The sequence below is a fragment of the Bradyrhizobium sp. LTSPM299 genome (assembly GCF_000938235.1).
GTDB lineage: Bacteria > Pseudomonadota > Alphaproteobacteria > Rhizobiales > Xanthobacteraceae > Bradyrhizobium.
This window is the reverse complement of sequence record NZ_JYMU01000006.1, coordinates 457,718-478,394: the sequence shown is the minus strand read 5'-3', so window position 1 is coordinate 478,394 and position 20,677 is coordinate 457,718. Positions and strand designations below refer to the sequence as shown.

The 20,677-nt window shown below is 64.2% G+C and carries 20 protein-coding genes; 9 read left to right on the top strand and 11 right to left on the bottom strand.

Annotated features, from left to right (window positions below; all coding sequences use genetic code 11):
- The first annotated feature begins 3 nt into the window (after positions 1 to 3).
- A complete protein-coding gene (locus tag UP10_RS03400) occupies positions 4 to 1,506 on the top strand; it encodes a glycosyltransferase family 39 protein (RefSeq protein ID WP_044585943.1) in 1,503 nt (500 codons plus the stop codon).
- A gap of 331 nt (positions 1,507 to 1,837) precedes the next feature.
- Entirely contained in the window at positions 1,838 to 3,076 is a 1,239-nt protein-coding gene (locus tag UP10_RS03395; protein WP_082076965.1) for a tlde1 domain-containing protein, read from the top strand.
- Positions 3,077 to 3,084: 8 nt separating this feature from the next.
- Here the strand turns inward: UP10_RS03395 and UP10_RS03390 are convergent, their stop codons facing one another.
- Positions 3,085 to 3,807 carry a YkgJ family cysteine cluster protein gene (locus tag UP10_RS03390; RefSeq protein WP_044585942.1) on the bottom strand — a complete coding sequence of 241 codons (723 nt, stop codon included), beginning with the start codon at positions 3,805 to 3,807 and terminating at the stop codon, positions 3,085 to 3,087.
- A gap of 205 nt (positions 3,808 to 4,012) precedes the next feature.
- Between UP10_RS03390 and UP10_RS03385 the strand changes: the two genes are divergently transcribed.
- Positions 4,013 to 5,497, top strand: coding sequence for an AMP nucleosidase (locus UP10_RS03385; protein WP_044586165.1), 1,485 nt, complete (start codon positions 4,013 to 4,015; stop codon positions 5,495 to 5,497).
- Positions 5,498 to 5,552: 55 nt separating this feature from the next.
- On the opposite strand, the gene UP10_RS03380 is transcribed toward UP10_RS03385, so the two are convergent.
- Complete coding sequence (locus UP10_RS03380; protein ID WP_044585941.1) at positions 5,553 to 6,146, bottom strand: cysteine hydrolase family protein; 594 nt, start codon at positions 6,144 to 6,146, stop codon at positions 5,553 to 5,555.
- Between the two features lie 125 nt (positions 6,147 to 6,271).
- Here UP10_RS03380 and UP10_RS03375 point away from each other — a divergent pair, with 125 nt between their 5' ends.
- Positions 6,272 to 7,108, top strand: coding sequence for a LysR family transcriptional regulator (locus tag UP10_RS03375; protein ID WP_044585940.1), 837 nt, complete (start codon positions 6,272 to 6,274; stop codon positions 7,106 to 7,108).
- A gap of 121 nt (positions 7,109 to 7,229) precedes the next feature.
- On the opposite strand, the gene groL is transcribed toward UP10_RS03375, so the two are convergent.
- Together groL and UP10_RS03365 are read right to left on the bottom strand one after the other, a co-directional pair.
- Positions 7,230 to 8,870, bottom strand: a complete 1,641-nt coding sequence (gene groL / locus UP10_RS03370; RefSeq protein WP_044541435.1) for a chaperonin GroEL — start codon at positions 8,868 to 8,870, stop codon at positions 7,230 to 7,232.
- An 86-nt stretch (positions 8,871 to 8,956) separates the two neighbouring features.
- Positions 8,957 to 9,274 (bottom strand): co-chaperone GroES, encoded by a 318-nt coding sequence (locus UP10_RS03365; protein ID WP_044541434.1) that lies wholly within the window; start codon positions 9,272 to 9,274, stop codon positions 8,957 to 8,959.
- Between the two features lie 381 nt (positions 9,275 to 9,655).
- On the opposite strand from UP10_RS03365, the gene UP10_RS03360 reads away from it, so the two are divergent.
- Both UP10_RS03360 and UP10_RS03355 read left to right on the top strand, forming a co-directional pair.
- Positions 9,656 to 9,946, top strand: coding sequence for an usg protein (locus tag UP10_RS03360; RefSeq protein WP_044585939.1), 291 nt, complete (start codon positions 9,656 to 9,658; stop codon positions 9,944 to 9,946).
- Positions 9,947 to 10,096: 150 nt separating this feature from the next.
- Positions 10,097 to 10,666: a cupin domain-containing protein gene (locus tag UP10_RS03355; RefSeq protein ID WP_044585938.1), complete on the top strand. Its 570-nt coding sequence runs from the start codon at positions 10,097 to 10,099 to the stop codon at positions 10,664 to 10,666.
- A 94-nt stretch (positions 10,667 to 10,760) separates the two neighbouring features.
- On the opposite strand, the gene UP10_RS03350 is transcribed toward UP10_RS03355, so the two are convergent.
- Positions 10,761 to 12,011: a NupC/NupG family nucleoside CNT transporter gene (locus UP10_RS03350; protein WP_044585937.1), complete on the bottom strand. Its 1,251-nt coding sequence runs from the start codon at positions 12,009 to 12,011 to the stop codon at positions 10,761 to 10,763.
- Positions 12,012 to 12,127: 116 nt separating this feature from the next.
- Between UP10_RS03350 and UP10_RS03345 the strand changes: the two genes are divergently transcribed.
- Positions 12,128 to 13,351, top strand: coding sequence for an MFS transporter (locus UP10_RS03345; protein ID WP_044586164.1), 1,224 nt, complete (start codon positions 12,128 to 12,130; stop codon positions 13,349 to 13,351).
- Between the two features lie 182 nt (positions 13,352 to 13,533).
- Here the strand turns inward: UP10_RS03345 and UP10_RS03340 are convergent, their stop codons facing one another.
- From UP10_RS03340 to UP10_RS03315, 6 genes are all read right to left on the bottom strand, one after another.
- Positions 13,534 to 14,292: an SDR family oxidoreductase gene (locus UP10_RS03340; RefSeq protein WP_044585936.1), complete on the bottom strand. Its 759-nt coding sequence runs from the start codon at positions 14,290 to 14,292 to the stop codon at positions 13,534 to 13,536.
- Positions 14,289 to 15,065 carry a proteasome-type protease gene (locus UP10_RS03335; protein WP_044585935.1) on the bottom strand — a complete coding sequence of 259 codons (777 nt, stop codon included), beginning with the start codon at positions 15,063 to 15,065 and terminating at the stop codon, positions 14,289 to 14,291. Before UP10_RS03335 ends, UP10_RS03340 begins: the two co-directional genes overlap by 4 nt.
- 115 nt (positions 15,066 to 15,180) lie before the next feature.
- Positions 15,181 to 15,606 carry a carboxymuconolactone decarboxylase family protein gene (locus UP10_RS03330; protein WP_044585934.1) on the bottom strand — a complete coding sequence of 142 codons (426 nt, stop codon included), beginning with the start codon at positions 15,604 to 15,606 and terminating at the stop codon, positions 15,181 to 15,183.
- 145 nt (positions 15,607 to 15,751) lie between these two features.
- Positions 15,752 to 16,594, bottom strand: coding sequence for a transglutaminase family protein (locus tag UP10_RS03325; RefSeq protein WP_044585933.1), 843 nt, complete (start codon positions 16,592 to 16,594; stop codon positions 15,752 to 15,754).
- A 150-nt stretch (positions 16,595 to 16,744) separates the two neighbouring features.
- Complete coding sequence (locus UP10_RS03320; RefSeq protein WP_044541424.1) at positions 16,745 to 17,692, bottom strand: alpha-E domain-containing protein; 948 nt, start codon at positions 17,690 to 17,692, stop codon at positions 16,745 to 16,747.
- Positions 17,693 to 17,700: 8 nt separating this feature from the next.
- Complete coding sequence (locus tag UP10_RS03315) at positions 17,701 to 19,119, bottom strand: circularly permuted type 2 ATP-grasp protein (protein ID WP_044585932.1); 1,419 nt, start codon at positions 19,117 to 19,119, stop codon at positions 17,701 to 17,703.
- A 225-nt stretch (positions 19,120 to 19,344) separates the two neighbouring features.
- Between UP10_RS03315 and UP10_RS03310 the strand changes: the two genes are divergently transcribed.
- Both UP10_RS03310 and gpt read left to right on the top strand, forming a co-directional pair.
- Positions 19,345 to 20,100, top strand: a complete 756-nt coding sequence (locus UP10_RS03310; protein ID WP_044585931.1) for a competence/damage-inducible protein A — start codon at positions 19,345 to 19,347, stop codon at positions 20,098 to 20,100.
- A gap of 6 nt (positions 20,101 to 20,106) precedes the next feature.
- Positions 20,107 to 20,634, top strand: a complete 528-nt coding sequence (gene gpt / locus UP10_RS03305; protein ID WP_044585930.1) for a xanthine phosphoribosyltransferase — start codon at positions 20,107 to 20,109, stop codon at positions 20,632 to 20,634.
- The last annotated feature ends 43 nt before the right edge of the window (positions 20,635 to 20,677 follow it).

Here is a 20,677-nt window from a genome sequence, read left to right as displayed (position 1 = left end):
GGCATGAATCCGAACGAGGCGCGGCTCGCCCTCAACACCGCTCTCGCGGTTTGCGCGCTGGTCGCGCTGCGGCTCGCGGCCGCGGCCTGGACGCCGCTGACCTTCGACGAAGCCTATTACTGGATGTGGTCGAAGGTGCTCGCCGGCGGCTATTACGACCATCCGCCGATGGTGGCGATCGTGATCCGGCTCGGCACGATGATCGCCGGCGACACACCGCTCGGGGTGCGGCTGGTGTCGATCCTGCTTGCGCTGCCGATGAGCTGGGCGATCTACCAGTCGGCCGCAATCCTGTTTGGTGGCCGCCGGGTCGCCGCGAGTGCTGCGATCCTGCTCAACGTCACGCTGATGGCGGCAGTCGGCACGCTGATCGTGACGCCGGATGCGCCGCTTCTGGTCGCGGCGAGCTTCCTCCTGTTCTCGCTCGCCAAGGTGCTGGAAAGCGGCCGCGGCGCCTGGTGGCTCGCCGTCGGCGCCAGCGCGGGCGCGGCGCTGCTGTCGAAATACACCGCGCTGTTCTTCGGACCCGCGATCCTGATCTGGCTTGTAACGGTGCCGAAGCTGCGGCGCTGGTTGCTGTCGCCCTGGCTCTATCTCGGCGGCGTGGTCGCGCTCGCGATGTTCGCGCCGGTCATCCGCTGGAACGCGGATCACCAATGGGTCTCCTTCATCAAGCAGATGGGCCGCGCCCGGATCGAGGATTTCCGGCCGGCCTTCATCGCTGAACTGATCCCGACCCAGTTCGCATTCGCGACGCCGCTGATCTTCATCCTCGGCGTGATGGGCCTCTACGCGCTCTATCGGCGCCTTGCTGGCGCGATGGGCGCGCGGGTGCTGGTCAACACGCTGTTCTGGACCATCGTCGCCTATTTCACTTGGCATGCGCTACATGCCCGCGTCGAGGCCAACTGGTTCGCGCCGGTCTATCCGGCCTTTGCCGTCGCGGCTGCGGTCGCCGCGATCCAGGTGCAATGGGCGCCGCGCGAGCAGCGCACGGTCGATTTTTGTCGGCGCTGGGCCGCGCCCGTTGGCGTCGTGCTGTTCGCGCTGCTGATCGTGCAGGCCAACACCGGCGTGCTCTCGGGCTACCGCCGCGATGCCACCGTGCGCAGCGTCGGCGTCGGCTGGCGCGAGCTCGCCGATGAGATCGAAGCGGCGCGCGCCCGCATCGGCGCGACCTGCGTGCTGGCGCCCGATTACGGCACCACCGGCTGGCTCGCATTCTATCTGCCGAAGGGGACCTGCGTCGCGCAGCAGGGCCAGCGCATCCGTTGGATCAATCTGCCGGAGCCGAGCCCGGCGCAATTGTCCGGCAAGCTGCTTTATGTGCGCGAGGTGGGGCAAAGCGTGCCATCGTCGATGCGCGACAATTTTGCGCGCATCGAGACCGTTGCGGAAGCCAAGCGCATGCGCGGTCCCTTGACCATCGAGACTTACGCGCTCGACGTGCTGGAAGGACCGAAGGGCGAGGTGTTGGACCGCTCACCGCCACCGGAACTGGAGTAGGGACGGAGGCAATTTCTTGCAAAAATCCCGGATAATTACGGGGTGATCTGCAATGAAATTCTTCGCCTCTTCACCGGCGCCAGCCCATCTTTAATGGCCTGCCCGAATGTCCCACGATGAGACAAATAATCCGTTTTCAGGTTCCAATGTGATCTTAAAAAAGCCCAATGCCGCAGGCACTTCCGGCGTTGCAGGGGATCGCATCCGGTTAAGTCGCATTTAACTAAAAGCCGCCTTAATGCCCGTCCGCGCCCCTGCGAGACGCTGAGCCGAAAACGTCATTCGGTGCAAGTCGAGCGAGGGACTAGGTGGAACTGTTTCGAGCGGGCGTATGACTACCAGTACGAGTGCGTATGTTCTTGGGGCGCCGAGCCGCAAGAGATCTTCCCGGAAAATTCTCCCTCAGCATTTCCTCGGCAGCGCCGCGGTGGCGGGCCTGGTGCTCGGCTGCGCCTGGACTGTCTACGCCAACATCTTCGCGGCGAGCGTCTATCCGTCGGTCGGCAGCGCGGCGTTCGATGCGCCGGTGGCCAAGCGACCCGTCGCAGTCGCCGCGCGGCCCGCACCGCCCTCGTTCAATGAGGTGTTCGCGTCACTGACGCCGCCGCCATCGACTCCCGGGAAGCCCGAGGTCGCGAAGTCCGAGGGCACAGCGCCTTCGCTTATGTTTAACGAAAGGTTTGCTGCGGCCGCCCCGGACGGCGTGGCGCCCAGCGTCGTAGCCGACGCCGCGCCGCCGACCGATGCGGTCAAGCCGACCGCTACATCGAAGATCGCTGAAGCACCGAAGCCTGCGGCCTCGCAGAGGGTTGCCGAAGCGTCGAAGCCGCTTCCGGCGCCGAAATCGGCCGAGGCTGCGAAGAAGGAAGCCGCGGTCAATCTGCAGGTCGCGCTCAATACGCCGCCGACCGCAGCGGTCGACACCAAGTCTCCTGAGACCAAGGCCGCCGAGATGAAGCCGGCCGCAAAATCCGGCGGGGTCACGGTGCGTGACATGGCCGCGCGCGCCAAGGCCGCGGTATTGTCGATCGCATCGAACGAACGGCAGACCATGGTCGAGAAGCTGTGGGGCAAGCATGAGTCCAACGGCTCGCTGCTCTCGTTCGCCTCCGCCGATGCCAACGTCACCGGCAGCATTTCTTCGACGCTCGACCAGAGCCCGATGCTGGGCGGCTCGCCGCCCTATGATCGCCAGACCGCGGTGTATGACATTTCCGCCAGTACCGTGTACCTGCCCGACGGCACAAGGCTCGAAGCGCATTCCGGTCTCGGCTCCAGGCTCGATGATCCGCGGTCGTCGAATCTCAGGATGGTCGGCGTGACGCCGCCGCACATTTACGAGTTGAAGCCGCGCGAAGCGCTGTTCCATGGCGTGCCGGCGCTGCGGCTCAATCCGATCGGCGGCGAGGGGAAGATCTTCAACCGCTCCGGCCTGCTCGCGCACACGTTCATGCTGGGTCCGAACGGCGACTCCAACGGCTGCGTCTCGTTCAAGGACTATTACGCATTCCTCAACGCCTACCGCAACAAGGGCATCCGCCGCCTCGCGGTGCTGGCGAGGGTTCAGTAAGCACGCGCTCAGCCGGCGTCCGGCTCCATCGCCTTCTTCAAGTCGATGGCATCCATCTCGTCCAGCAGGGCCTGTGCCAGCCCCTTCTGCTGATCCGGCAGTCCGCGCTGTCGCGCCGCCTGTTCGAGCGCAAACGTCGCTTCCATATGGATGCGGAAATGCGCGGCGTTCTGTTCGACGCCGGTGCCGGCGGGCGTTTCGCCGAACACGACCTCGTGGCAGCGTGTCACCGATAGCGACGTGAAGGCGCGGCAGGACAGCGGGCGCACCTCATAGACGGAGCACCGATCGTCGCCGCCGAGCAGCGGGCAGCGCAGGCGTAATTTGGTCGGGTCGGGCGCCTCGCGCGCTGCGGCGGCAGCAGTTTTCAGTTTCTCGTGCAACGTCTCGCGATCGGCGGGCGTGAAATGTGCAGCGATATGCTCGGCCATCACGGCGGCTGTTCCAGGCGGTACCTGAACGTACAGATGACAACAGGCGGCACAGCCACTGCCGCAGGCCGTCGCCGGCTGGTTCGGAATGTCGCGGCGAAATCCGGCCGCCGCGGCGTCGGCCAGGGCTGTGGCATCGCGGGCCGCCTCAGCGATGCCGTTAGCTCGCTCGAGCACGACACCATAGGCACCGCGCAGATTGTCGAAGATACCCTCGTAGCGGCCGGACAGCGATCGCATCAGGGTGCCGACTTCGGCGATGTCGTCCGATATGAAGTCGATGGCGTCTTGTGCGCTCATGGCCGCTGGTCCGATTCGTCCCCTGTATAGGCCGCGAATCAGTCGGACGTCACGATCAATGCGGATCGCAGTGCGACGGATCGAACGCCAGTTGCGGTGCGCGATCCCGTGCATGTCTGGAACTCGGGGCCAGGGTTGTTATACTGCGACCGCAATTGACGGGACGAGTCCCGGTCAATCCGGCGCGAAGCGAATGGGGCCCGCAATGCTTTTTGAAACTCCACCGGCCTTCGCAACCGAAGCATTCGTCGATGCCGGTGCGGCGGTCAGCCGACTCGAGGAAATCTACGAGCGCAACACCGGCTTCCTGCGGGATCGCTTTGAGGCCTATGTCAGCGGCGGGCCGATCGCGACCCGTGTTCGCGCCTGTTATCCGCTGGTGCGCATCACGACGTCGTCGCACGCGCGGCTCGATTCGCGTCTCGCCTATGGGTTTGTCGCGGGGCCGGGCGTGCATGAGACCAGCGTCACGCGGCCGGACATCTTCCGGACCTATCTCACCGAGCAGATCGGGCTGTTGATCAAGAACCACGGCGTGCCGGTCCAGATCGGCGAGTCGAACGAGCCGATTCCGATCCATTTCGCCTACCGGCGCGACATCAACGTCGAGGCCGCGTTGACGATCGCCGACAGTTCGGCGTTCACGCGGTCGCTGCGCGACGTGTTCGATACGCCAAATCTTGCCGCCATGGACGATGCGATCGCCGACGGTACGTTCGAACTGGCACCGGGGGCTCCGGAGCCGCTCGCCCTGTTTCGCGCAGCGCGGGTCGATTACTCGCTGCGCAGACTCTATCATTACACCGGCACCGATCCGGAGCATTTCCAGAATTTCGTGATCTTCACGAACTACCAGTTCTATGTCGATGCCTTCGCGCAAATGTGCCAGCAACGTCTGGCATCGGGGGAGATCGGCCCGGAGGCGTTCGTGGCGCCCGGCAATGTGATCACAGAGAACGCGCGGCTTGGCGGCGGCACGACCGGGGTAGCGCCGAGCCGCGTGCCGCAAATGCCCGCCTTTCATCTCGTCGAGCCCGGCTACCGCGGCATCACCCTGATCAACATCGGGATCGGTCCGTCGAACGCGCGGAACATCACCGACCACGTCGCGGTGCTGCGGCCGCACGCCTGGCTGATGATCGGACATTGCGCAGGCTTAAGGAATACGCAGCGCCTCGGCGACTACGTGCTGGCCCATGGTTACGTCCGCGAGGATCACGTGCTCGATCGCGAGCTGCCGCTGTGGGTGCCGATCCCGGCGCTGGCGGAGATGCAGGTTGCGCTTGAGGAAGCGGTCGACGAGGTCACCGGGCTGTCCGGCTTCGAGCTCAAGCGGCTGATGCGCACCGGAACGGTCGCAAGCGTCGACAACCGCAATTGGGAGATCAGCGGCCCACAGGTCATCAGGCGCATGTCGCAGTCGCGCGCCGTCGCGCTCGACATGGAGTCGGCAGCGATTGCCGCCAACGGCTATCGCTTCCGCGTGCCCTACGGCACCCTGCTGTGCGTCTCCGACAAGCCGCTGCACGGCGAGATCAAGCTTGCGGGTATGGCGAGCGAGTTCTACCGGCAGCGCGTCGGCCAGCATCTCGAGATCGGCCTGAAGGCGCTCGAACGGCTCAAGCAGCAGGAATCCGAGCGGCTGCATTCGCGCAAGCTGAGAAGCTTTGCCGAGGTCGCGTTTCAATAGCAGACCTCGGCACTTCCAGCGTTCCGTCGCGGAGAACTGGTGCAGTCCGTGGGCCTCAAGCAAGCGCGTCGCCACGGGCGATGATCGCGAAGCGGTCTGACAGTTCGGCGAGCGCGACGTCGTGAATGATTTTGGCCGAGAGCGTTCCGCCGTGACCGTCCGGCAGGTCGCGGGTGGCGCAGCTGTCGGCATCGACGGTGGTGCGGAAACCGAGATCGAGCGCGGCGCGGGCGGTCGAGCTGACGCACATATGCGTCATGAAACCGGCAAGCACGAGCTCCTTGCGTCCTGTCGCGGCTAACTGCGCCAACAGATCGGTGCCCGCAAAGGCGTTCGGCAATTCCTTCTCGATCACGGGCTCGCCCGGCCGCGGTGTGAGTGGTGCCACGATCGCACCACGGTCGGCGGTGCGGTCGAACAGGCTACCGGGCTTGCCCCGATGCGCAATGTGGAAAATCGCGGCGCCACTCTCGCGGGCACGGACAAGCAGCGCGGTTGCGCGCGCGACCGCAGCGCCGGCGTCGGGCAGCGCGAGCGGCCCTGCAAGATATTCGTTCTGGATGTCGATCAGCACCAGGCAGGCGTCGCCAAGGCGAGGCGGGGTGAGGTCGGTGCCGGCTAGCTGCAGCAGGGTTTTGGCTGTTGTCATGGTCTTCAATTCTCCCGAAGTGTGTCGGACAGATATAGCTGCGGCTGTGCCTGCCGTTATGCAGGGATATCGCAGCCATTGGCTGCGTTATTGCAGGCGGTCAAAGCGCGTTGTAACCTGTCCGTATGAACTGGGACGATCTTCGCATCATCGCGGCGGTCAGGGACGAGGGCACCTATGCGGGCGCCAGCGCGCGGCTGCGCGTCGACGAGACCACGGTCGGCCGCAGGCTGGCGCGCATCGAGCGTTCGCTCGGCCTGCGCCTGTTCGAGGCCGCCGACGGCCTCCGCACGCCGACACGGCAATGCGAGATGGTGCTGGCGCACGTCCAGGCGATGGCTGTCCATGCCGATGAGATCGGCCGGATCGGCGAAAGCCTGCCGGGCCCGGTGGGTCGGTTGCGCATCGCCTCAACCAGCGCGGTCGCCGAGGAAGTGTTGGCGCCGCGCGCGGCCGACTTCCTGCGTGCGCATGCCGGCGTCACGCTGCAATTCCTGACCTCGAGCGAGAATGTCAAATTCTCGCACTGGGAGGCTGACCTCGCGATCCGGCTGCGCAAGCCGGACAAGGGCGATTTCGCGATCTCGAAGCTTGCCGAAATCAGGCTCTATTTCTTCGAGCCGGTCGCGGCCGGCGAGGGCGAGCGGGTGACGTGCGTGTATCCCGACGAGCTCGAAGGCGTTCCTGAAATGCAGTTCCTGCGTGCGAGGAGACTTCGCGGGCGCTGCGTCACCGACAATGTTCGTGTCATCCGCACGCTGATCCAGTCGCATCACGCCGCAGGCGTGTTGCCGGAACATAGTTGCGGGGAGTTGCTGAGCGATCGCCGCTTGCGTGCCACGTTGCTGCCGAAGCGGCGCGATGCCTGGCTCCTGGTGCAGAACCACCTCAAGCGCGACGCGGCCGCGCGCGTCACCATCGATTGGGTGCGCGCCTGCTTTCAGGATCTTTCGCGCGGCTGATGAGACCCTGGTCGTCATTCCGGGGCACGCGAAGCGCGAGCCCGGAATGACGAGGCCAAACAAAAACCCCGGCATCGCTGCCGGGGTTTTGCATTTTCGTAGGTTGCCTGGTGGCGTGGACTTAGAAGTCCATGCCGCCCATGCCGCCGCCAGGAGGCATCGCGGGGCCGCCGGAGTTCTTCTTCGGCAGCTCGGCGACCATCGCCTCGGTGGTGATCAGCAGCGCTGCCACGGAGGCTGCGTTCTGGATCGCGGTGCGCACGACCTTGGTCGGGTCGATAATGCCCTTCTTGACGAGGTCGACATATTCGCCGGTCTGGGAGTCGAAGCCGTAATTGTACGACTTGTTCTCCAGGATCTTGCCGACGATGACCGAACCGTCTTCACCGGCGTTGATCGCGATCTGGCGAGCCGGAGCCGACAACGCCTTGCGCACGATCTCGACGCCGGTCTTCTGGTCGTCGTTCTTGGTGCGCAGGCCCTTGAGCTGCTCGGAGGCACGGAGCAGGGCGACGCCGCCGCCCGGGACGATGCCTTCCTCGACAGCCGCGCGGGTCGCATGCATCGCGTCATCAACGCGATCCTTGCGCTCCTTCACCTCGACCTCGGTCGCGCCGCCGACGCGGATCACCGCGACGCCGCCTGCGAGCTTGGCGAGACGCTCCTGCAGCTTCTCACGATCGTAGTCCGAGGTGGTCTCCTCGATCTGCGCCTTGATCTGGGCAACGCGGGCGTCGATGTCGGACTTCTTGCCGGCACCGTTGACGATCGTGGTGTTCTCCTTGTCGATCATCACCTTCTTGGCGCGACCGAGCATGGCGAGCGTGACGTTCTCGAGCTTGATGCCGAGATCTTCCGAGATCGCCTGGCCGCCGGTCAGGATCGCGATGTCCTGCAGCATGGCCTTGCGGCGATCGCCGAAGCCCGGAGCCTTGACGGCCGCGACCTTCAGGCCGCCACGGAGGCGGTTGACGACCAGCGTGGCCAGGGCCTCGCCTTCGACGTCTTCAGCGACGATGATCAGCGGCTTGCCGGTCTGCACCACGGCCTCGAGCAGCGGCAGCAGCTCGTTCAGCGAGGAGAGCTTCTTCTCGTTGATCAGGATGTAGGCGTCGTCGAACTCGACGCGCATCTTGTCGGCGTTGGTGACGAAGTAGGGCGAGATGTAGCCGCGGTCGAACTGCATGCCCTCGACGACGTCGAGTTCGGTCTCGAGCGACTTGGCTTCCTCGACCGTGATGACACCCTCGTTGCCGACCTTCTTCATGGCGTCGGAGAGGAACTTGCCGATTTCGGCGTCGCCGTTGGCCGAGATCGTGCCGACCTGGGCGATCTCGTCGTTCGAGGTGACCTTCTTGGAGTTCTTGACGAGGTCGGCGACCACGGCTTCCACAGCCAGGTCGATACCGCGCTTCAGGTCCATCGGGTTCATGCCGGCGGCAACCGACTTGGCGCCTTCACGGACGATCGCAGCCGCCAGTACGGTGGCGGTGGTGGTGCCGTCGCCAGCCGCGTCAGCGGACTTGGAGGCGACTTCGCGCACCATCTGCGCGCCCATGTTCTCGAACTTGTCCTCGAGCTCGATCTCCTTGGCGACGGTGACGCCGTCCTTGGTGATGCGGGGAGCGCCGAACGACTTCTCGAGCACGACGTTGCGGCCCTTCGGGCCGAGGGTGACTTTCACCGCATTGGCGAGGATATCGACGCCGCGCAGCATCTTGTCGCGCGCATCTACGCCGAATTTGACTTCTTTAGATGACATGTTTGGTTTCCCTGAGTTGATCTTGGTTTCTCACCCCTAGAGAGGCGCCGGCAGGCGCTCCTCAGGGTGAGCGTGTGCGCGTTGACTTAAGCGGCCTTCTTCTTGGCGGCTGCGGGGACGTCGAGCACGCCCATGATGTCGCTTTCCTTCATGATCAACAGGTCTTCATTGTCGATCTTGACCTCGGTGCCAGACCATTTGCCAAACAGGACGCGGTCGCCGACCTTGAGGTCGATCGGGATCAGCTTGCCAGCTTCGTCGCGGCCGCCCGGGCCGACGGCGATGATTTCGCCCTGCGAGGGCTTTTCCTTGGCACTGTCCGGAATGATGATGCCGCCAGCGGTCTTCTCTTCGGCGTCGATGCGCTTGACCACGACGCGGTCGTGAAGCGGACGGAATTTCATGCAGTCCTCCTAAGCATATACAGCTGTTGTTGAATTTTGGAGCATTGGCAGTCCAATCCGGCGAGTGCCAGATGGGCTGAGCAGGAGATAGGCCAAGCCTTGGCGGCGGGCAAGGGCTTCTAGCAGAAAATTTGGCACTCGGATGGTGCGGCTGCCAGCATTGAGGGTCATGCTTAATGCGCGCCGAGGCTGGGCGTCCCCTATTAGCACATGCGGTAAGCTGCTGCTAACGCGAGAAATTTCAACAACTCGTTAAACATTTAGGCTTGTGATGGGGCAGTCGCGTGCGTCACATTTCTCTCATGTGAGTGCATCTTTCGCCGGGGTGGCTCCGGCAGGCCAGCCACCACGTGCACATGCGCTCCGTCACAGGAGGTTGGCATGGTCTCGCGGGTTGGTGGGGTTGCTTCCGAGGACTTCAGGAAGCAGTTGCTGGGGTACGGGCTGACGACGGCGCAAATCCTTTATCGGATGCCGGATCATCCCTCGTTGCTGCAGACCTATGTCTGGCAGAACTACGACCTGTTTCCGAAATTTCCGGCGCTCAAGGACTTCCTTGCCTTCTGGCGGGACAGACTGGATGGCCCGCTGTTCTCGGTGACGGTGGCGCATTCCAAGCTGATCAAGCCCGCCGAGCTGCGCGCCGTCGACGGCGTCTTCCGGCTGCATTGAGCATCGCCTTCGTAGGGTGGGCAAAGCGCAAGCGCGCCCACCATTACGAGCACGACACTGGATGGTGGGCACGGCGCAAGCGCGCCTTTGCCCACCCTACGACGCGTGATTTGTGATAGCTTTTCCCGGTCAAGAAACGGGAGGCAAACAATGGCGAAGCAAAAGACGGCATCAAGACCAGCAGCCAAGACCGCGGTGAAGAAGAAATGGACGGGGCTCAAGAGCACCGCCAAATCGTCCGCGCGCAAGACCATCAAGTCCAAGGGCCGTGCGCCGGCCGCTAAGTCCAAAACCGCAGCGAAGCCTGCCGCGAAGACCGCATCAAAGGCGCGGCCGAAGCAGCGCATCGCGATCAGCCATCACCGCGAAGAGGATTTCAAGGCCGATGGCCTGCGCACTTACGCCAAATATCGCGACCTCGGCATATCGGCGGCCTCGCATGGCCTCGCCCAGGCGCATGTCATCCGTTTGCAGGGTCCGTGCAATCCGGATGAGGTCTCGAAACTGCATTTCCACGACGTCGAATTCCAGATGGTCTATGTGCTCAAGGGCTGGGTGAAGACCTATATGGAAGGCGAAGGTGAGACGCTGATGAAGCAAGGCAGCGCCTGGACCCAGCCGCCGCGGATCCGGCACATGATCCTCGATTATTCCGACGACGTCGAATTGCTGGAGGTGATCCTGCCGGCGGAGTTCAAGACGGTGGAGTTGAAGGCGTAAGTCTCGCCGTCATTCCGGGGCGCGCATAGCGCGAACCCGGAATCTCGAGATTCCGGGTTCGATGCTTCGCATCGCCCCGGAATGACGAGAGGGCTCACGTCATCGCCCCGACGATCGCGCCCATCAAACACGTCGTGAGCGTGCCCGAGACGATCGACTTCAGTCCGAGCGCGTTGATCTCCTCGCGCCGCTCGGGTGCCATGATGCCGAGGCCGCCGATCATGATGCCGAGGCTGGCGAAGTTGGCGAACCCGCACATCGCGTAGAGCATGATCAGCCGCGAGCGCGGATCGAGCGCATCGGTGCCGAGCTTCGACAGATCAACATAGGCGATCAGCTCGTTCAGCACGGTCTTGGTGCCCATCAGGCTTCCCGCCGTGACCGCCTGCGACCACGGCAGGCCCATCAGCCAGCACACCGGCGCCATCACGTAACCGAGCAGCCGCTGCAGCGAAATCTTTGCGCCGCCGATTTCCGGCAGCAGGCCGATGACGGCGTTGACGAGATACACCAGCGCGACCAGCACCAGCAGCATCGCGATGATGTTGATCAGCAGTTCAACCCCGGCCGCGGTCCCCTTGACGATCGCATCCATCGTCGAGGACACCTGAACGTCGGGGTCTTCGAGCGATCCACCCGTGCGCCTATCAGCCGTCTCCGGCACCATGATCAGGCTGATCAGGATCGCCGCCGGCGCGCCGAGCACCGAGGCGATGACAAAATGCGCGGCCGCATCTGATATCAGCGGTGCAAGAAGCGTGGCGTAGAGCACCAGCACGGTGCCGGCGATGCCGGCCATGCCGCCGGTCATTACCAGAAACAATTCGCTGCGCGTGAGCTGCGGCAGATAGGGCCGGATGAACAGCGGCGCTTCCACCATGCCGAGGAAGATGTTGGCGGCGGTCGAGAGCCCGACCGCGCCGCCGACGCCGAGCGTGCGCTCGAGCAGCCACGCCATCCCGCGCACCACCGGCGGCAGCACGCGCCAATAGAACAGCAGCGTCGTCAGCACGCTCATGACCAGCACGATCGGCAGCGCCTGGAAGGCGAGGATAAAATCCGCGCCCGGCGCCTTCGGATCGAACGGCGGCGGGCCACCACCGACATAGCCGAACACGAAGGCGGTGCCGGCGCGCGTCGCGGCGGCGATGGTGCCGACGGCGTCGTTGATCGCGCCGAAGGCTGTGGTCACCAGCGGCACCTTGATCAGCACCAATGCGGTGACGATGGTGGCGATTAGCCCGATCGCGGCTTGCCGCAGTGATACCGCGCGACGATTCTCACCTAACACCCAGGCGATCGCCAGAAGCGCCATCACGCCGAACGCCGATTGCAACTGCAGCATCAAGCCCCCGAAAACCCGTCGCAGGATTATGGGCAGGGGCTTCGCGTAGCGCAATGCTGTTGCGCGTTGAGACAAGCGGCATTGACAAGTTGCAGGCGGTCGGCCACGGCTCGGCGATGTCCTCTGTCATGCCGGTCGGTGCCCGCGATCTGCTCGCCCACAGACCGTTCCTGTTCTTCCTGTCGTCACGCAGCCTGTCGCGCTTCTCCAGCCAGATCGGCGCGGTCGCGATCGGCTGGCAGATCTACGATTTGACCGGCAGCGCCTTCGAACTCGGCATGGTCGGCCTCGTCCAGTTCCTGCCGACGGCGCTGCTGGTGTTCGTTGCCGGCCACACCGCCGACCGGTTCGAGCGCAAGCGCGTGGTGCAGGCCTGCCAGCTTCTGGAAGCGCTGGCCGCGCTGTTCCTCGCGGTGAGCACCTTTGCCGGCACCATCTCCGAAGTGCAGATCTTCGCCGCGACCTTCGTGCTGGGTATCGCCGGCGCATTCGAGAGCCCGGCGACCGCGGCGCTGTTGCCGCTAATCGCGCCGCAGGGCTCGCTGCAGCGGGCGACCGCGGTCGCGAGCGGCGCCGGCCAGATCGCGACTATCACCGGACCGGCGCTCGGTGGTTTTGCCTTCGCATTCACGCCGAGCATGCCCTACGCCGTCATGGTCGTGTTCTGGCTGTTCGGCATGATCCTGACCGGTGGCATCGGCCGGCTGCAGCAGACGGCGGTGAAGGAGTCGCCGGCGTCGGACGACCTTTACGCCGGCGTCACCTTCGTGCGCAGCAGTCCGGCGATCCTCGGCACCATCTCGCTTGATCTGTTCGCGGTGCTGTTCGGCGGTGTCACCGCGCTGTTGCCGATCTATGCCCGCGATATTCTGGTGACCGGCCCGCTCGGCCTCGGCATCCTGCGCGCCGCGCCCGCGGTCGGCGCGCTGCTGATGACAATGGTGTTGGCGCGGCACACCATCAGCCGCCGTGTCGGAATGCGGATGTTCCAGGCGGTGATCGTGTTCGGCGTGGCGACGGTGGTGTTCGCGCTGTCGCACTGGATGTGGCTGTCGGTGCTGGCGCTCGCGGTTTTGGGCGCCGCCGATACGATCAGTGTCGTGATCCGCTTCTCGCTGGTGCAGCTGGCCACACCCGATGCGATGCGCGGCCGCGTCGGCGCGGTGAATTTCCTGTTCATCAACGCCTCGAACCAGCTCGGTCAGTTCGAAAGCGGTGTCACCGCGGCGCTGCTCGGCGTTATGCCGGCCGCCGTGCTCGGCGGTGTCGGCACCATTGCGGTCGCGCTGCTCTGGATGAAGCTGTTCCCGACGCTGCGGGATGTCGAGAAGCTGGAGTAGGGAGCAGGAGGTCTCGAAGCGCTTGCACAATTTCGGAATAATGGAAGAGTACGGCTGAGTTGCCCGACATGTCAAGTTGCCACGTCGAACACCGGCACCCCCGCTACTTTGCATGGGGTTGTTTTCAATATTTTCAGCGCGCCCCCGCCATAGCCCCGCCGCAGGCGGGGAGACGGGGAAGATTAGCCCCGTCCCACGAACGGCATCTTGCTCGCCATGACCGTCATGAACAGCACGTTGGCGTCGAGCGGCAGGCCGGCCATGTAGGCGACCGCGTCGCCGACCGCCTTGGCGTCCATGCGCGGTTCCTGCTTCGACGTGCCGTCGGGCTGCAGCACGCCGGGGCCGTTGACCATGCGATCGGTCATCGGGGTCGCGGCGTTGCCGATGTCGACCTGGCCGACCGCAATATCATACATGCGGCCGTCGAGATTGCTGGCCTTGGTGAGGCCGGTGATAGCGTGCTTGGTCGAGGTGTAGGCGGCCGAGAACGGCCGCGGCGCATGCGCCGAGATCGAGCCGTTGTTGATGATGCGGCCGCCGCGCGGCGTCTGGTCCTTCATGATGCGGAAGGCGTGCTGGGTGCACAGGAACGGTGCGGTGAGGTTGGTGTTCACCACCGCCTGCCACTGCTCGAGCGACAAATCCTCGAAGTTTACCGGCGGCGCGCCCATGCCGGCGTTGTTGAACAGCACGTCGAGCCGGCCGTAGGTGGACTTCACCGTGTCGAACAGGGCTGCGATCGAAGCCGGATTGGCCATGTCGGCGGAGACGCAAAGGCTCTTGCCGGCGGGGCCGAGCTTGCTGGTCTCTTCCAGCATCTCCTTGCGGCGTCCGACCAGCACGACGGTGAAGCCTGTGTTCATCAGGGCGAGCGATGCCGCGCGTCCGACGCCGGTGCCGGCACCGGTGACGACGGCGATCTTGTTGGTGGCAGTCATCTGGTTTCCTCTTTTTTGGCTTTTGCTTCGGTTTCATTCTTGTAGGGCGGTCGCGGAATATTGTTGTGCGCGGCACGTAGCGCCGCCGACCAGCGCGACCGCAGGTCGTGGAAATAGGGCTCACCGGCCTCGATGCGATGGTTGAGGTCGGCCTCGCAGGCATCGCTGCGCACCACCAGCACGTCGATCGGCAGGCCGACGCCGAGATTGGAGCGCATGGTCGAATCCATCGAGATCAGCCCCGTTTTGAGCGCCTCGTAGAGCTCGACGTCGTAATGCATGGCGCGATCGAGCACCGGCTTGCCGTATTTGTGCTCGCCGATCTGCAAATAGGGCGTATCGGTGGTGCATTCGATGAAGTTGCCGGCGGTGTAGACCATGAACAGCCGCATCCGCGACCCCCTGATCTGGCCGCCGAACAGGAACGAGACGTCGAAGCTCACATCTTCCGATCTCAGCGCTTCACCCTCGGTGGCGTGCACGGAGCGGATTGCGCGGCCGATCCGCTGAGCCGCCTGGAACATGGTCGGCGCGTTCATCAGCGTCTCGACCTCGCCGGTGTGCGGATCCTCCATGCCCTCGGTCAGCGTCGACAGCACCGACTGGCTGACCGCCAGATTGCCGGCGCTCGCGATCGCCATGATCCGTTCGCCGGGCTTTGCGAAGATGTGCAGCTTGCGGAAGGTCGAGACATTGTCGAGGCCGGCATTGGTGCGGGTGTCGGCGATCATGACGAGGCCGTCGCGCACCAGAATTCCGCAGCAATAGGTCATTTCCAGTCCCCAACGGTCCGAGTTTCTCGGCGCAGAACTAGTAGCCAATTTCGAGGTCGCATCCAACCCAAATTCCCGAGCGAACGGCGTGTGTCGCAGCCTCGGAGCAGGGCGGTCACAATTGCTGCGTTGATCCCGCTTGTGCATCGACGAGGAATGCCTCGTCCACGGGGACGCCCAACGCGGTGACCAACCGGTTCGTCTCGGCGGCCATGCCGACGATCGCCAGCATTTCCTGATATTCGGCCTCGGTCATGCCCTTCGCGCGGGCGCCCGCGGTGTGCGAGTGAATGCAGTAGCTGCAGCCATGGGCCACCGAGACCGCAACGTAGAGCATTTCCTTGATCTTTGGATCGAGCGCGCCCGGTGCCATCACGTCCTTGATGCTCTCCCAGGTTCGACGCAGGGTCTTCGGATCATGCGCGAGCGCGCGCCAGAAATTGTTGACGAAGTCCGACTTCCGCGTCGTGCGGATATCGTCGAAGACAGCACGCGCTTCCGCCGAGAGTTCATCGTCTGAAAGCAGTTTGACGGTTGCCATGATCTGTCTCGCTGGGTCGGATTTGATGCGACAGCGATCATAGAACGTAGGGCGGGCAAAGCGAAGCGTGCCCACCATCACGAACACAGCACTTGGTGGTGGGCACGGCGCATCCGCGCCTTTGCCCACCCTACGCATCTCGCTCTTACGACTGCGTCTGGCTCTGCCATTGGCCGGGACGTCCGGCCTGGTCAACCTTGACCGCGACTGACAGCGTTTCCGTGCCGCCGCCATAGCGGGTGCCGCGGACCGGGGCGGCGCCGAGATAGTCGAGGCCGATCGCAACGCGGGCATGGGCGTCGGTGACACAGATGCCGTTGGCGGCGTCGAAGCCGACCCAGCCGAGACCGGGCACATGGGCTTCCGCCCAGGCGTGGCCGGCCTGCTGGTTGACCATGCCGTCGGAGCGCAGGAAGTGCCCGGAGACGAACCGCGCCGGCACGCCGCCGGCACGGGCGCAGGCGATGAAGATGTGGGCGTAGTCCTGGCAGACGCCGCGCTTCAGCGCGAACGCCTCGGCGGCCGAGGTGCCGCTGGTTGTCGGATCCTCATCGAAGGTCATGTGCTCGTAGATTTGCACCATCAGCGCATGCAGAAAGCCGAGCACGTCGCTGTCAGCCTCGCTGCGCATGTCGCGCACAAAACCTGCCATCGCCGGATTGACGTCGGTCAGCAGCGTGGACCGCAGGAACAGGGTCGGCGGGAACCGCTCGTCGGTGCCGCGCAGCACGCCGCCGGTGTCATGGGTCTCGACCAGGCCTTCACAATGGATGGTGAGGTCGCCGATCGCGCCATGCGTCAGCACGTGGGTGAAATTACCGAAGGCGTCCTCATGGGTGTCGAGCCGGGAATCGGTCGAGACGTCGATCTGCCAGTCCGCGACATACTGCCCGTCATGGCTGCCCGGCGTCATCCGCAGAATCTGGATCACACCCGTGGCCGCGGGCTCGTAGCGATAGGTGGTGGTATGGGCAATCCGCAGGCGCATGGTTGAACCAGGAGGTCGGGATCGTCATGCCCAGCCTCATGCCGGGCATCCACGTCTTTCTTCCTTCTCGCCCCTCTAAGCAAGGCGTGGATGGCCCGGTCAAGCCCGGCTGGAAGAGATTCTGGGCGTCTTCTTGCCGTATCGAACCCGTCAAACCAGATATTGCTTGGTGACGATTTCGCCCAGCCGCGAGTTATCCGCAAGGAATTCCTGGATGAATTCGTGCACGCCGTGCTGGAAGATATCGTCCATATGGCTGTGCTCAAGCCGGTTCCTGATGCCGCGGGCGTGGCGCTGGGCGGCGCCCTGGCGGCCATAGGCGACGCCGATCTGGTCCAGATTGCGCACCAGATTGCTGTAGCAGCTCGCCAGCGACCGCGGCAGCGTGTCGTTCAGGATCAGCAGGTCGGCGATCAGCCAGGGTTTCAGGGTTTCCCGGTAGACCCAGTGATAGGCTGTCAGCGCCGAGACCGAGCGCAGGATCGAGGTCCACTGGTAGTAATCCAGCGGGCCGCCGACGTGCTCCTCCTCGGGCAGCAGCACGTGGTATTTCACGTCGAGAATACGCGCAGTGTTGTCGGCGCGCTCGAGATGCACGCCGAGCCGGGAGAACCAGTAGGCGTCGTTGCGCAGCATGGTCCGGTAGGCCGAGCCGTCGAAGCGTAGCGAGGTCTCCTGCACGAAGCGCAGGAATTTTGCCAGTTCCTCGCGGTTCCCGGTGCCGCCCTTGGTCCACACCGCCTGCAACTCGATCCAGGACGAATTGATGGTGTCCCACATCTCCGATGTCAGCGCGGTGCGCACCGAGCGGGAATTGAGCCGGGCCGCCTCGATGCAGTTCTTGATCGACGAGGAATTTGCGTCCGAGAACGACAGATACTCGACGACGTTGCGCTCGTTGGCTTCCTCGTAATGCTCGTAAAAGGCGGCGCCGACGCCGGCGGTGAGGAGCGCGGAGTCCCACTCGTTGGTCTTGCCGATATAGGCCGCCGGCAGTGCGGTGACCCGGAGCGTCGCATCGATCGTGCGCGCGAGATATTCGGCGCGCTCGACATAGCGGGCCAGCCAGAACAGGTTTTCTGCGGTGCGCGACAGCATGCTCTCAATTACTCACTCAGTATCCAGGTGTCCTTGGTTCCGCCGCCCTGGCTCGAATTGACCACGAGCGATCCTTCCTTCAGCGCCACGCGGGTCAGCCCGCCCGGCACGATGGTGGTGTGGGTGCTGCCGGTCAGCACGAACGGCCGCAGGTCGACATGGCGCGGCGCGAGGCCCTTGGCGGTGCAGGTCGGGCAAGTCGACAGCGCCAGCGTCGGCTGGGCGATGAAGCCTTCCGGCTCGCGCTTGAGCTTGTCGCGGAATGCCTCGATGGTCGCCTTGGTGGCGGCCGGGCCGATCAGCATGCCATAGCCGCCGGAGCCGTGCACCTCTTTCACGACGAGGTCGGCGAGATTGTCGAGCACGTAGGACAGATCCTGCGGTTCGCGGCAGCGGTAGGTCTGCACGTTCTTGAGGATCGGCTCCTCGCTGAGGTAGAACTTCACGATGTCGGGCATGTAGGAGTAGATCGCCTTGTCGTCGGCGATGCCGGTGCCAACTGCATTGGCGAGTGTGACGTTGCCGGCCGCATAGGCCGACATCAGCCCCGGCACGCCGAGCGCGGAGTCCGGGCGGAAGGTAAGGGGATCGAGGAAATCGTCGTCGACGCGGCGGTAGATCACGTCGACCCGTTTCAGCCCCTCGGTCGTGCGCATGAACACCTCGTCGTTCTTGACGATGAGGTCACGGCCCTCGACCAGTTCGATGCCGAGCTTGTCGGCGAGGAACGAGTGCTCGTAATAGGCCGAGTTGTAGATGCCGGGGGTCATCAGCGCGACCGTTGGCTCGGCCGCGGCGCTGTGCGGCGCCACCGAGCGCAGCGCCGACAAGAGCTCGTCCGGATAGCGCTCGACCGGCGCGACGCGGTGCCGCGCGAACAGGTCCGGAAACAGCCGCATCATGATCTCGCGGTTTTCCAGCATGTAGGACACGCCGGACGGCGTGCGCGCATTGTCCTCCAGCACGATGAAGTTGTCCGGATCGGTGCGGATGATGTCGATGCCGGCGATGTGGACGTAGACGTCGTGCGGCACGTCCTGGCCGTTCATCTCCGGGCGGAACACCGGGTTCTGGAAGATCAGGTCTTCGGGAATGATGTTGGCGCGCAGGATGTCGCGGCCGTGGTAGATGTCCTTGAGGAACATGTTGAGGGCGAGCACGCGCTGCTTCAGCCCCTTTTCCATCAACGTCCATTCCTTGGCCGACAGGATACGCGGAATGACGTCGAAGGGGATTAGCCGTTCCTGGGCCTCGGCATCGCCATAAACCGCGAAGGTGATGCCGATCCGTCGGAACAGCAGCTCCGCTTCCTGGCGGCGATATTCCAGCGCGTCCGGCGGCGTCTCTTTCAGCCAGCGGGAGAGCTCCTCATAGGCCGAGCGGAGCTCGCCGCCGAGGCCGTTCATTTCATCGAACGCAACTGCCATATATCCTGACTGTCCTTCGAAGCCATGTGACACACAGTGCATGACTTGAGGTGGTGGTAGCAAGGGGCGGGCCAGCGCGATATGCATTGGCTTGCAGCATTTGCCAGGGATGTTCGTCGACGCTGCCTGAAAAACCGGCGGAAGCCTGCTTAATTCGGCAGCAAAACCCCGTGACATCAAGGCGTTGGGTCGGCAATGTCAGGGGATCAGTTAGGGAATGAGACCATGAGCGAGATCGTCACGGCGGGGATTTTGGTGATCGGCGACGAAATCCTGTCCGGCCGGACCAAGGACAAGAACATCGGCTTCATCGCCGAATATTTGACCAATATCGGCATCGACCTGAAGGAAGTGCGCGTCGTCGCCGATGAGGAGGCCGATATCATCGCCGCCCTTGATGCGCTGCGGCATAGGTACAACTACGTGTTCACCACCGGCGGCATCGGGCCGACCCATGACGACATCACCGCCGACAGCGTGGCCAAGGCCTTCGGGGTCGAAATCCACCATCACCCGGAGGTGGTGGCGCGGTTCAGGGAGCGCTGGACCGAGCAGGACCTGAACGAGGCCCGGTTGCGGATGGCCCGCGTCCCCGATGGCGCCGAGCTGATCCAGAGCGCGACCATCCTGGCACCCGGCTTCAAGCTCGGCAATGTCGTCGTGATGGCCGGCATCCCCACCATCATGCAGGCGATGATGGACATCGTGGCGCCGACGTTGAAATCCGGCGTGCGCATGCTGTCGGATACAGTGCGCGCCGACGCGCGGGAAGGCGACATCGGCGGTCCCCTGCGCACGATCGCAGAAGCCCATCCCGACACCATCATCGGCAGCTATCCATTCCAGGACGAAAACCAGAAGCCGAACACCAATCTGGTGGTGCGGTCGCGCGATCCGGAGAAGCTCGCCGCGGCGATGGCGGAGGTGAAAGAGATGCTTGTGAAACTGCATGCCGGGCAGAACAAGCCGGCGATAGGTTGATACGGCATGGTTGATAAAAGTTCGGAATCGAGCGCGCAGGAGCGGGCCGGCAGGCCCTTCCCGGTCTCGTGGGATCAATTCCACCGGGACTGCCGGGCACTGACCTGGCGGCTCAATGAAGTGGGGCCGTTTCATGCGGTGATTGCGATCACCCGCGGCGGGCTGGTACCGGCCGCGATCGTGGCGCGCGAGCTCGGCTTGCGCGTGATCGACACCGTCTGCATCGCAAGCTACGACCACGACAAGCAGGGCGACCTCAAGGTGCTGAAGGGCATTTCGGAGCAGACCGCGAAGCTTGGCGGCGGCACCGGCAAGGGGCTTCTGATCGTCGACGACCTCGTCGATACCGGAAAAACCGGCAAGCTGGTTCGCGAGATGCTGCCCGATGCGCATTTCGCCACCGTCTACGCCAAGCCGCAGGGGCGGCCGCTGGTCGACACCTACATCACCGAGGTGTCGCAGGACACCTGGATCTTCTTTCCCTGGGATACCGCGCTGTCGTTCCAGCCACCGATTCGCGACGGCGCAGCGTGAGGACTTCGTCATTCCGGGGCGATGCGAAGCATCGAACCCGGAA

Excerpts from the sequence above, each read along its gene's own strand:
- UP10_RS03400 (WP_044585943.1), top strand. The coding sequence starts at position 4 with ATGAATCCGAACGAGGCGCGGCTCGCCCTCAACACCGCTCTCGCGGTT.
- UP10_RS03395 (WP_082076965.1), top strand. The coding sequence starts at position 1,838 with ATGACTACCAGTACGAGTGCGTATGTTCTTGGGGCGCCGAGCCGCAAG.
- UP10_RS03390 (WP_044585942.1), bottom strand. The coding sequence starts at position 3,807 with ATGAGCGCACAAGACGCCATCGACTTCATATCGGACGACATCGCCGAA.
- UP10_RS03385 (WP_044586165.1), top strand. The coding sequence starts at position 4,013 with ATGCTTTTTGAAACTCCACCGGCCTTCGCAACCGAAGCATTCGTCGAT.
- UP10_RS03380 (WP_044585941.1), bottom strand. The coding sequence starts at position 6,146 with ATGACAACAGCCAAAACCCTGCTGCAGCTAGCCGGCACCGACCTCACC.
- UP10_RS03375 (WP_044585940.1), top strand. The coding sequence starts at position 6,272 with ATGAACTGGGACGATCTTCGCATCATCGCGGCGGTCAGGGACGAGGGC.
- groL (WP_044541435.1), bottom strand. The coding sequence starts at position 8,870 with ATGTCATCTAAAGAAGTCAAATTCGGCGTAGATGCGCGCGACAAGATG.
- UP10_RS03365 (WP_044541434.1), bottom strand. The coding sequence starts at position 9,274 with ATGAAATTCCGTCCGCTTCACGACCGCGTCGTGGTCAAGCGCATCGAC.
- UP10_RS03360 (WP_044585939.1), top strand. The coding sequence starts at position 9,656 with ATGGTCTCGCGGGTTGGTGGGGTTGCTTCCGAGGACTTCAGGAAGCAG.
- UP10_RS03355 (WP_044585938.1), top strand. The coding sequence starts at position 10,097 with ATGGCGAAGCAAAAGACGGCATCAAGACCAGCAGCCAAGACCGCGGTG.
- UP10_RS03350 (WP_044585937.1), bottom strand. The coding sequence starts at position 12,011 with ATGCTGCAGTTGCAATCGGCGTTCGGCGTGATGGCGCTTCTGGCGATC.
- UP10_RS03345 (WP_044586164.1), top strand. The coding sequence starts at position 12,128 with ATGTCCTCTGTCATGCCGGTCGGTGCCCGCGATCTGCTCGCCCACAGA.
- UP10_RS03340 (WP_044585936.1), bottom strand. The coding sequence starts at position 14,292 with ATGACTGCCACCAACAAGATCGCCGTCGTCACCGGTGCCGGCACCGGC.
- UP10_RS03335 (WP_044585935.1), bottom strand. The coding sequence starts at position 15,065 with ATGACCTATTGCTGCGGAATTCTGGTGCGCGACGGCCTCGTCATGATC.
- UP10_RS03330 (WP_044585934.1), bottom strand. The coding sequence starts at position 15,606 with ATGGCAACCGTCAAACTGCTTTCAGACGATGAACTCTCGGCGGAAGCG.
- UP10_RS03325 (WP_044585933.1), bottom strand. The coding sequence starts at position 16,594 with ATGCGCCTGCGGATTGCCCATACCACCACCTATCGCTACGAGCCCGCG.
- UP10_RS03320 (WP_044541424.1), bottom strand. The coding sequence starts at position 17,692 with ATGCTGTCGCGCACCGCAGAAAACCTGTTCTGGCTGGCCCGCTATGTC.
- UP10_RS03315 (WP_044585932.1), bottom strand. The coding sequence starts at position 19,119 with ATGGCAGTTGCGTTCGATGAAATGAACGGCCTCGGCGGCGAGCTCCGC.
- UP10_RS03310 (WP_044585931.1), top strand. The coding sequence starts at position 19,345 with ATGAGCGAGATCGTCACGGCGGGGATTTTGGTGATCGGCGACGAAATC.
- gpt (WP_044585930.1), top strand. The coding sequence starts at position 20,107 with ATGGTTGATAAAAGTTCGGAATCGAGCGCGCAGGAGCGGGCCGGCAGG.